The following is a 9,862-nucleotide window of genomic DNA, read 5'->3' as shown; positions in this document are numbered from 1 at the left end:
CGTCGGAGACACCGTCGGACAGCCCGTGCGCGCGACGCGAGGAGATGTCGATGAGCCGATCCGCCGCCGTGATCGCGAGCGACCTCGCGGCACCCGAGCGGGAGCTCCCCGGTCTGCTGGAGCGCCTGCGCGGCGACGCGTCCACGCGCGTGCTCGCGGTGCGCGGAGACGCGGCTCCGCGCGCGGCCGGCGACGTCCCCGCCCTGCACGCTGTCGCGCCCGCCGACGTCCCGGCGGGCGCCGAATGGGGCTTCCTCGGTCGCGACGCCGACGGTGCGGCGGTGCTCGTCGCGGCGTTCGATCCGGCCGAGCCGGAGCCGTTCGACGCCCCCGCCGGCTGGGCGGGGCTGCGCGAGATCGGCGCGACCCTGGACCCGGGGGAGACCCACACGTTCATCGTGGCGGTGAGCCTCGGACGCTGGCTCGTCGGCCACCGCTTCTGCCCCGCGTGCGGCGGGCGCGCGGTGCTCAAGCAGGCCGGGTGGTCGCGCCGATGCGAGTCGTGCGGCCGCGAGCACTTCCCGCGCACCGATCCCGCAGTGATCGTGGCGGTGACGGATCCGGGCCGCACGCGCCTGCTGCTCGGAGCCAACGCCGCCTGGGGCGGGCGGATGCACTCGTGCTTCGCCGGTTTCGTCGAGACCGGCGAATCCCTTGAGTCCGCGATCCACCGCGAGCTGCTCGAGGAGGCGGGTGTGCGGCTCCGCGACGTGCGCTACCGCGGCTCGCAGCCCTGGCCGTACCCCCGCTCGCTCATGCTCGGGTTCGAGGCGGTCGCCGAGGACGTCGAGGCGGCGCGTCCGGACGGCACGGAGATCCTCGCGGTGCGCTGGTTCACACGCGACGAGATCGGCGAGGGCCTGGCCGGCCGGGGGTCCACGGCTTTCCCGAGCGGCGTCTCGATCGCGCACCGCCTGATCCGCGCGTGGTACGACGAGACCGCCCCGGGGGACGAGCGATGAGCGCGCTGGACGGCCTCGACGAGCACCAGCGGGAGGCGGCGTCGATGCTGCGCGGGCCGGTCGCCGTGCTCGCGGGCGCCGGCGCGGGCAAGACGCGCGTGATCACGCACCGGATCGCGCACGGCGTGGACACGGGCGCGTACTCGCCCCAGCGCGTGATGGCCGTGACGTTCACGACCAAGGCGGCGGGGGAGCTGCGCGGGCGCCTCCGGGCGCTCGGCATCGAGGGCGTGTCGGCGAAGACCTTCCATGCCGCGGCCCTCGCGCAGCTCAACTTCTTCTGGCCGCAGATCGCCGGGGACGAGGCGCCGCGCATCGTCGACAACAAGGTGAAGCTCCTCGCGCACGCGGCGGACGCGCTGCGGCTGCGGCCCGACCGGGCGACGCTGCGCGACATCGCGTCGCAGATCGAGTGGCGCAAGGTCACGATGCGCTCGATCGAGCAGTACGCGCGGCTCGGTCGCACGGTCGGGTCCCTGCGGCACGAGCAGCTGGTGGACCTCATGGGCCAGTACGAGAAGCTCAAGGACGAGCGCCGGCAGCTCGACTTCGAGGACGTGCTGCTCGCGTGCGCCGGCATGCTCGAGGCCGAGCCCCGCGTCGCGATCGCGGTCCGCGAGCAGTACCGGCACTTCACGGTCGACGAGTACCAGGACGTCTCGCCGCTGCAGAACCGGCTCCTCGAGCTGTGGCTGGGCGACCGCCGCGACCTCTGCGTGGTCGGCGACGCGAGCCAGACCATCTACTCGTTCACGGGCGCGGACTCGCGTTTCCTGCTGGAGTTCGGCACGCGCTATCCGGATGCCACGGTCGTGCGCCTCGAGCGCAACTACCGATCGGACGGCGCCGTGCTCGACGTCGCGAACGCCCTCATGCGCGGGCGTCCCGGCGCCCTGACGCTCGTCGCCGCGCGCGGGGAGTCCTCGTCGCCCAAGCCCGAGGTGACCGCGTACCCCGACGACCAGGCCGAGGCCGAGGGCGTCGCCGACGTGGTCTCGCGCCAGCTGCGGAACGCGACGGCCGACGAGATCGCTGTGCTGTACCGGTCGCACGCGCAGTCCGCGCTCATCCAGCAGGCGCTGGCCGCGCGCGGCATCGCCACCACCGTCCTGGGCGGCACGCGGTTCTTCGACATGCCGGAGGTGCGCCAGGCCGTGCTCGCGATCCGCGCCGCGGCCGTCGCGCCGCACGGCGACGGCTTCGTCGACGAGGTGCGCACCGCGCTGCGCGGGCTCGGGCACCAGGACGAGCCGCCGGCCGCCGGGGGAGCGGTGCGGGACGCCTGGGAGGCGCGCGCGGCCATCCTGCGGCTGGCCGAGGACGCCCCGCAGGGGACGACGCTGCGCTCGTTCGCGGACGACCTGATGGCGCGCGCGAAGGACCAGCACGAGCCGTCCCTGCGCACCGTGACGCTGTCGACGCTGCACGCCGCCAAGGGCCTCGAGTGGCCGCACGTGCACATCATGGGATTCAGCGAGGGGCTGCTGCCCATCTCCTACGCGTCGTCGCTCGAGGGCGTGGACGAGGAGCGGCGCCTGGCCTACGTCGGCATCACGCGGGCCGAGCGAACCCTGTCGATCTCGTGGTCTCGCGGATCGGGACGGGGCGAGCGGTCGCCGTCTCGCTTCCTCGCCGAGATCGGTCCGCACCTGCGTGCGGGCGATGATCGGCGCCCGCCGGCGTCGCCGACCGGCAGAGGCATTCGGGATGAGGGCGGTGCGACCGCCACGACCGGCGCGCCTCGGCGTCCTGGCGCACGGACGTCGTCGCCCTGACGCCGCGCTGCGCCGCGGCGTCGGCCCGAGGCGCGTCGCGCAGCAGCCGGGCGGCGAGGGAGCCCGCCTCCATCGCCCTGGGCCGCGGCACGGGCACGGGCCGGCGCCCGACGAGCTGCGCCGCGATGGCCGGCCAGGCCGGATCCCGGTCGCGCTCGTGCGCGGCCAGGCACGCCAGGCACGCCGTGCGCCCGGGCGCGACGAGCGGCCCGACGGTCGCACCTCCCCCGTCGAACACGACCGGCAGGTGGGCGACGTCCCCGGCCATGAGGCGCGCGGGCAGGTGCGGCGGGACGTGATGCTGTGCCAGCAGCACCACCGCGTCGGCGTCCACCGCGGCCCCGGTGGGCGGCCACGTGGCCGCGAAGCCCGCCGCGCCGAGCGCCTCGGCGACGTCCGTGCACGTGGTCGCGTCCACGCCGTCGGCGGCCCAGAGGGAGATCCGCGGGACCTCCTGCGGACGGGCGAGCGCCGCGTCCACGAGCACCAGGAACGCCTCGAGCTCGGCCGGCGGCACCTCGAGAGCCGCCGTGAGCCGGGCGAGCGTCGCCGGCGCGACCCCGCGCTCCATCGCGTGCAGCACGCGCTGCTGCCAGGGCGGGGGATCCGGCAGCGTCACGACGGCGTGCGCGCCCAGCTGCAGCGTGCGCTCGTCGCGCCAGAGGGCCGGGAGCGCGGGATCGAGTCGCAGGATCGTCATGCCGCCATCGTGCTCGCCCGCGCCGGCGGGCGGCGGCGCTGTCCACAGGACCGGCTCCGCCCGTGCTGGGCGCCGGCCTGTGGACGAGGCTCACACGGGGCGGGGGCCCTCCGGCGTGCCGCCGTCTGGCGTCCCCGGACCCTCGTCGTCACCGCCGCCGGATCCCGCGCCCCCTGCGTCGTCCGGACCGGCGTCCTCCGGGCGGCCGTGCTCGGCCTCCGCGAGAAGCCGATCGAGCGCGTCGTCCATCTCGTCCCGCTGGGGCGCCTCGCCGCGCTGGCTCGCCTCGAGCCGCGCGATCAGCGCCGACGGGTCGTCGATGTCGGTGGACTCGGGGACGAAGTCGGGGGAGTCCCACAGCGCGTCGCGGGCCTCGATGCCGACCGCCTCGGTCACCGCGCGCCACATCGCGGCGGCCTCGCGCAGGCGGCGCGGTCGCAGCTTGAGCCCCACGAGCGCGCCGAGGGCGTCCTCCGCGGGCCCTCCTACGGCTCTGCGGCGGCGGATCGCCTCGGCGATGCGGTCGAGGTTCGGGATCCGCGCGGTCGCGTCGGCGGTGACGACGTCGACCCATCCCTCGATCAGGGCGAGCATGTTCTCGAGGCGGTCGAGAGCGCGCTTCTGCGCCTCGGTCTGCTGCGGCAGGAGCGCGCCGCTCTCCAGGGCCGCGCGCAGCTCGTCCATGTCGGACGGGTCGAACCGCGACGCCATCTCCTCCAGCCGCTCGGTGTCGATGTGCACGCCGCGCGCGTACTCCGTCACCTGCGACAGGACGTGCAGGCGCAGCCACTTGGCGTGACGGAACAGGCGCGCGTGCGCCAGCTCGCGCGCCGCGACGTAGAGCGCCAGCTGATCGTCCGGGATCTCCAGGCCGCGGCCGAGATCCGCGAAGTTCTGCGGCAGGATGGCCGCCGTCCCGGCGGGGAGCACGGGGATGCCGACGTCGCCGCCGCTGACGACCTCGAGCGACAGCTTGCCGACGACCTGGCCGAGCTGGGTCGCGAACAGCGAGCCGCCGACGCTGCGCATCACCTGGCCGGCGTTGGCGACGAGCCCCTGCATCTCCTCGGGGACCTGCGAGCTCAGGCTCTCCGTCAGGGCGTCGGCGACGCTCGTCGCCACGGGCTCGGCGAGCTCCTGCCAGACGGCCAGGCTCTGCTCGACCCACTCGCCGCGTGTGATCGCGCGCGGCATGCTGCCGAGGTCCGAGATCGCGGTCGCCTCCGACAGCCACAGGTCCGCAAGGTGGAAGGCCTGGTCGAGATCGCTGCGCTGGCCCTGCGTGACGCTCAGGCCGTCCTGGTTGGACAGGTGCAGCGCCTGGCGCTTGGTGACCTCCCAGGGGATGCCGCCGCCCGACTGCCGGAACGCGCTCTGCAGGTTCTGCATGACCTGCGAGAGCGTCGCCGGGTCGATCTGCCCGCCCGTCAGGCGGGCGAGCTGCTCGGGGTCCATCCGCGCGAACTGCGACGGATCGAAGTCCTCGCCGGACGCGCCGAACAGCTGCCGCATCAGCTCCTGGAACTGCTCCTCGGGGGAGCGGTCGTCATCTGCCACGTCAGCCGCCTTTCAGCCGGTCAGTCCGATCGAGAACTACGCTAGTCTCACCCGTCCCCGCCCAGCCCGGGCTTCGCCGCGAGCGCTGTACGCCGCCCGCGAACGACGGCGCGAAAGGAAGCTGTGACGCAGTACGAGGGTGCGGAGCCGGTCCGCGAGCACGCGCTGCCGCGCCGCACTCTGGCGGGCATGTGGGCGGTCGTCGTGGCCATCGTCGTGCTGGTCGTGCTGACCTTCCTCCCGACCGCGTACGTCATCCAGCGCCCCGGTCCCGTGTACAACACGATCGGCACCGCCGAGTCGGCCGACGGCGAGCAGCTGCCGCTGATCGAGATCTCGGGCGCCGAGACCTACCCGACGTCCGGGACGCTCGACCTGACCACCGTGCAGGTCGTGGGCAACCGCGAGCGCACGCCCTCCTGGTTCGAGCTGGCGCTCGCGTGGGCCGATCCGTCGCGGGCGGTCGTGCCGATCGACGCCGTGTTCCCCGAGGGCGTGAGCACCGAGCAGCGGGACGAGCAGAACGCCACCCTGATGGTCGACTCGCAGGCCGAGGCGACCGCCGCCGCGCTGAGCGAGCTCGGTCACGACGTGGGCGCCGAGGTTGAGGTCGCGGCCCTGGCCGGCGACGACGTGCCCGCGGCGGGTCTCCTGGAGCCGGGCGACGAGATCGTGTCGGCCGACGGCACGCGCGTGGCCGACGCGGCCGCGCTGCGCGAGCTCATCCAGCAGGGCGGCGGCGACCCGGTCGAGATCGTCTACGAGCGCGACGGCGTGCGGGACAGCGTCCGGATCACGCCGGAGCAGGCCGCGATCGACGGCGAGACCGCGTGGCTGATCGGCATCACGCTGACCACGACCTTCGACTTCCCGTTCGACGTCAAGATCCAGCTCGACAACGTCGGCGGGCCGAGCGCCGGCATGATGTTCGCCCTGGGCATCGTGGATGTGCTCACTCCCGGCCCGCTGAACGGCGGCGAGCAGGTCGCGGGCACGGGGACCATCGCGGCGGACGGCACCGTGGGCCCGATCGGAGGCATCCGGCAGAAGCTGTACGGCGCGCGTGAGGCGGGCGCCGAGTGGTTCCTGGCCCCGGCCGCGAACTGCGGCGAGGTGGTCGACCACGTGCCCGACGGGCTGCACGTCTTCTCGGTCGAGTCCCTCGACGACGCCCTCGAGGCCCTCGAGGGGATCGAGTCCGGCGACACCGCCGAGCTGCCTACCTGCGGCTGACGGACGGATCGCGAGGGGCGCCGATCCTCGCGGCAGGGGCATAGACACCCATGCCTAGACTGAGAAGGTGACCACGACCTCCGCGCCCAGGACGGCCGCGCCGTCCCCGTTCCGACGCATAGTGACGACCTCCCTGGCGGTGATCGCCGGTCTCGTCGTCGCGTTCTTCGCCTTCTCGAACCTCTACGCCGAGTTCCTCTGGTTCGCCCAGCTGGGCTTCGAGAACGTGCTGACCACGCAATGGCTGGCGCGCGTGGTGATGTTCGTGATCGGGTTCGTCGCGATGGCCGCGCCCGTGTGGCTCGCGATCTTCCTCGCGTACCGCCTGCGCCCCGTCTACGCGCGGCTGAGCTCGCAGCTGGACCGCTACCAGGAGGTCGTCGAGCCGCTCCGCCGCCTGGCGATGTGGGGCATCCCGGTGTTCTTCGGCTTCTTCGCGGGCTTCGCCGCCTCGGCCCAGTGGGAGACCACCTGGCTCTGGATCAACGGTGTCGCGACGGGGCAGACCGACCCCGAGTTCGGGCTCGACACCGGCTTCTACATGTTCGCGATGCCCTTCTATCAGGCCATCGTCGGCTTCGCCTCGGCCGTCACGCTGATCAGCCTCCTCATGACCGGCGCGGTGTCGTACCTGTACGGCTCCGTCCGCGCGGGCCAGGGCGAGCTGCGCATCTCCAAGCCGGCCCGCATCCAGCTCGCGGTGATCGCGGGCGTCTACCTGCTGATCCAGGCCGTCAGCCTGTGGCTCGACCGCTACGCCACGCTCGTGGCGCCGGGCGACCGCATCACCGGTCCGGCCTACACCGAGGTCAACGCGGTCATCCCCGGCCAGACGATCCTCGCCGTCGTGGCTGCGCTCGTGGCCATCCTGTTCTTCGTGACCGCCGTGATCGGCCGCTGGCGCTACCCGCTGGTCGCGACGGCGCTGCTCATCGTCACGTCGCTCGTCGTGGGCGTCGGCTACCCGTGGGCCGTGGAGACGTTCCAGGTGCGCCCCAACCAGCGCGCGCTCGAGATGGACTACTACCAGCGCAACGTCGACATGACCCGGGCGGCCTACGGCCTCGACGGGATCGAGAAGACCGAGTTCAGCGCCGAGACCGAGGCCGCCGCGGGCCAGCTGCGCAACGACGCCGACACCACCGCCTCGCTGCGCCTGATGGACCCCGCGATCATCAGCCCCACGGTGCGCCAGCTGCAGCAGTACCGCGCGTACTACGGCTTCAACGAGCGGCTCGACGTCGACCGGTACGAGATCGAGGGCGAGACCCAGGACACCGTCGTGGCGGTCCGCGAGCTCGACCTGCAGCAGCTCGACGACAGCGCGCAGACCTGGCAGAACACGACCATGGTCTACACCCACGGCTACGGTCTCGTCGCCGCGAAGGGCAACGAGCGCACGAACGAGGGCGAGCCGGTCTTCATCGAGAGCGACATCCCGTCGTCGGGCTTCCTGTCCGAGCTCGACTACGAGCCGCGCATCTACTTCGGCGAGAACTCGCCCGAGTACTCGATCGTGGGCGCCCCGGAGGGCACGGACCCGCTGGAGCTCGACTACCCGCGCGGCCAGGAGGGCGCGAGCGAGACCCGCACCACGTTCGAGGGCGACGGCGGTCCGAGCATCGGCGGCTTCTTCCACAAGCTGCTGTACGCCATGAAGTTCCAGTCCGAGCAGATCCTGTTCTCGGACAACGTGAACGAGGAGTCGCAGATCCTGTACGACCGCCACCCGGCGGTGCGCGTGCAGAAGGTGGCGCCGTACCTGACGATCGACAGCGACCCGTACCCGAGCGTGGTCGACGGTCGCATCGTGTGGATCGTCGACGCGTACACCACCAGCGCGACGTACCCGTACTCGACCGGCGTGAGCCTGTCGCAGGCGATCAGCGACTCCACCAACCCGACGCCGAACCTGCGTCTGGACGACATCAACTACATCCGCAACTCGGTCAAGGCCACGGTCGACGCCTACGACGGCAGCGTCACGCTGTACGCGTGGGACGAGGAGGACCCGGTGCTGCAGGCGTGGCAGAAGGTCTACCCCTCGACCGTCGAGCCGATCAGCGAGATGTCGGGCGAGCTGATGAGCCACGTGCGCTATCCGACGGACCTGTTCAAGGTGCAGCGGGCGATGCTCGGCACGTACCACGTCGACACCGCCGGCGCGTTCTACCAGCGGGACAACGCGTGGGCGACGCCGCCGGACCCCGCGAACGACCAGGTGCTGCAGCCGCCGTACTACCTGTCGATGCGGATGCCCGGCCAGGACGAGCCGACGTTCTCGATGTTCACGACGTTCATCCCGGACGGCGGCCAGCGCAACGTGCTGATGGGCTACCTCTCGGTGGACTCGGACGCCGGCAGCGAGGACGGCGTCAAGCGCGAGGACTACGGCAAGCTCCGGATGCTCGAGATCTCGGCCGACACGACCGTGCCCGGCCCCGGCCAGGTGCAGAACGCGTTCGACTCGGACGCCGAGATCGCGTCGCAGATGAACGTGCTGCAGATCGGCAACTCGAACGTCCGGCTCGGCAACCTGCTGACCGTGCCGGTCGGCGGCGGTCTGCTGTACGTGCAGCCCGTGTACGTGCAGTCGACCGGTGGGACGACCTACCCGCTGCTGCGCAAGGTGCTCGTGGCGTTCGGCGACCAGCTCGCCTTCGAGGACACGCTCGCCGACGCGCTCGACACGCTGTTCGGCGGCGACTCGGGTGCCGAGACGGGCGACGAGGAGGTCACGCCGGTCGAACCGGGCGAGGAGCCGGCCGACCCCGGTGCCGAACCGCCCGCCGACCCCGGCACCGAGCCGCCCGCAGAGGGCGACGCGTACGCCCAGGCGCTCGCCGACGCGCAGCAGGCCCTCACCGACAAGCAGGCCGCCCTGGCGTCCGACGACCAGGTGGCCTACGCGGAGGCCGACCAGCGCCTCAACGAGGCTGTGCAGCGGCTCGTCGAGCTCAGCGGGGAGTGACCGCGACACAAGGAAGACGCCGCGAGGCGAGGACGATCCCACCCGGATTCTCCTCGCCTCGCGGCTTTCTCCTGGCCCGGGGCAGGTTGACGCGCGGATGAACGCCCGGCGACGCGCCCGGGAATCACGGGTGACCGCCCCGATTGGCCACCTCTGGGATCGCGTGCTAAAGTTAACTCTTGTGCCGCGGGGTGGAGCAGCTCGGTAGCTCGCTGGGCTCATAACCCAGAGGTCGTAGGTTCAAATCCTGCCCCCGCAACAAAAAGCGAAAGGCCCGGTCTTCTGACCGGGTCTTTTGCCATGCGCAGGGGTGGGTTGTCGAGCGAACCGGATCTCGCGACGTCGAGCACGAGGATTCCGGGCGCTAGGGCTCCTGAGTCGCCTCGGACTGCGCGCGGTCGTACTGCTCCTGGGCGGGCAGACGGTGTCGCAGGCTCGCGCGCACGCCCCCGAGGACGATCGCGCCCACGGTGGACGCGATGCCCACGTGCAGGAAGATGTCCGCCCAGGCGCCGACCCCGACGCGCGCGGACTGGAATTCATCCATCGCCGTGAACGTGATGACGAGGGCCAGGCACGTGATCCACGCCAGGACCGCGATCGTCCAGAGAGCGAAGCCGTGCGGCGGCTCCTCTGTGGCTGTGTCGTTGCTCATGAGGCACAT

The 9,862-nt window shown here is 72.4% G+C and carries 6 protein-coding genes and 1 tRNA gene; 5 read left to right on the top strand and 2 right to left on the bottom strand.

The annotated features are described in order from the left end of the window. Nucleotides 1-50: 50 nt before the first annotated feature. Nucleotides 51-962 (top strand): NAD(+) diphosphatase, encoded by a 912-nt coding sequence (gene nudC / locus B5M43_RS01700; protein WP_230667513.1) that lies wholly within the window; start codon nt 51-53, stop codon nt 960-962. Next, nucleotides 959-2,737 (top strand): ATP-dependent helicase, encoded by a 1,779-nt coding sequence (locus B5M43_RS01695; RefSeq protein ID WP_134745753.1) that lies wholly within the window; start codon nt 959-961, stop codon nt 2,735-2,737. The genes nudC and B5M43_RS01695 overlap by 4 nt, the downstream gene beginning before the upstream one ends. A gap of 790 nt (nt 2,738-3,527) precedes the next feature. Here the strand turns inward: B5M43_RS01695 and B5M43_RS01690 are convergent. After that, the gene (locus B5M43_RS01690) at nt 3,528-4,994 is read right to left on the bottom strand and encodes a zinc-dependent metalloprotease (protein ID WP_055989656.1); all 1,467 of its coding nucleotides are present in this window, start codon (nt 4,992-4,994) and stop codon (nt 3,528-3,530) included. 189 nt (nt 4,995-5,183) lie between these two features. Between B5M43_RS01690 and B5M43_RS01685 the strand changes: the two genes are divergently transcribed. From B5M43_RS01685 to B5M43_RS01675, 3 genes are all read left to right on the top strand, one after another. Beyond that, nucleotides 5,184-6,227 (top strand): PDZ domain-containing protein, encoded by a 1,044-nt coding sequence (locus B5M43_RS01685; RefSeq protein WP_134745773.1) that lies wholly within the window; start codon nt 5,184-5,186, stop codon nt 6,225-6,227. A 67-nt stretch (nt 6,228-6,294) separates the two neighbouring features. Next, nucleotides 6,295-9,198, top strand: a complete 2,904-nt coding sequence (locus B5M43_RS01680) for a UPF0182 family protein (protein ID WP_134745754.1) — start codon at nt 6,295-6,297, stop codon at nt 9,196-9,198. Nucleotides 9,199-9,383: 185 nt separating this feature from the next. After that, nucleotides 9,384-9,457 (top strand) — tRNA-Met (locus B5M43_RS01675). Between the two features lie 105 nt (nt 9,458-9,562). Here B5M43_RS01675 and B5M43_RS01670 read toward each other — a convergent pair. Next, nucleotides 9,563-9,853 (bottom strand): hypothetical protein, encoded by a 291-nt coding sequence (locus tag B5M43_RS01670; protein WP_134745755.1) that lies wholly within the window; start codon nt 9,851-9,853, stop codon nt 9,563-9,565. Nucleotides 9,854-9,862: the final 9 nt, after the last annotated feature.

Origin of the sequence: Microbacterium sp. MEC084 (assembly GCF_004514465.2) — a bacterium.
In the GTDB taxonomy this organism is placed as follows: domain Bacteria; phylum Actinomycetota; class Actinomycetes; order Actinomycetales; family Microbacteriaceae; genus Microbacterium.
Note: the sequence above shows the minus strand (reverse complement) of the source record. Positions and strands in the feature narration are given on the sequence as shown.

Coding starts and splice junctions, on each gene's coding strand:
- B5M43_RS01670 (WP_134745755.1), bottom strand. CDS start 9,853: ATGAGCAACGACACAGCCACAGAGGAGCCGCCGCACGGCTTCGCTCTC.
- B5M43_RS01695 (WP_134745753.1), top strand. CDS start 959: ATGAGCGCGCTGGACGGCCTCGACGAGCACCAGCGGGAGGCGGCGTCG.
- nudC (WP_230667513.1), top strand. CDS start 51: ATGAGCCGATCCGCCGCCGTGATCGCGAGCGACCTCGCGGCACCCGAG.
- B5M43_RS01685 (WP_134745773.1), top strand. CDS start 5,184: ATGTGGGCGGTCGTCGTGGCCATCGTCGTGCTGGTCGTGCTGACCTTC.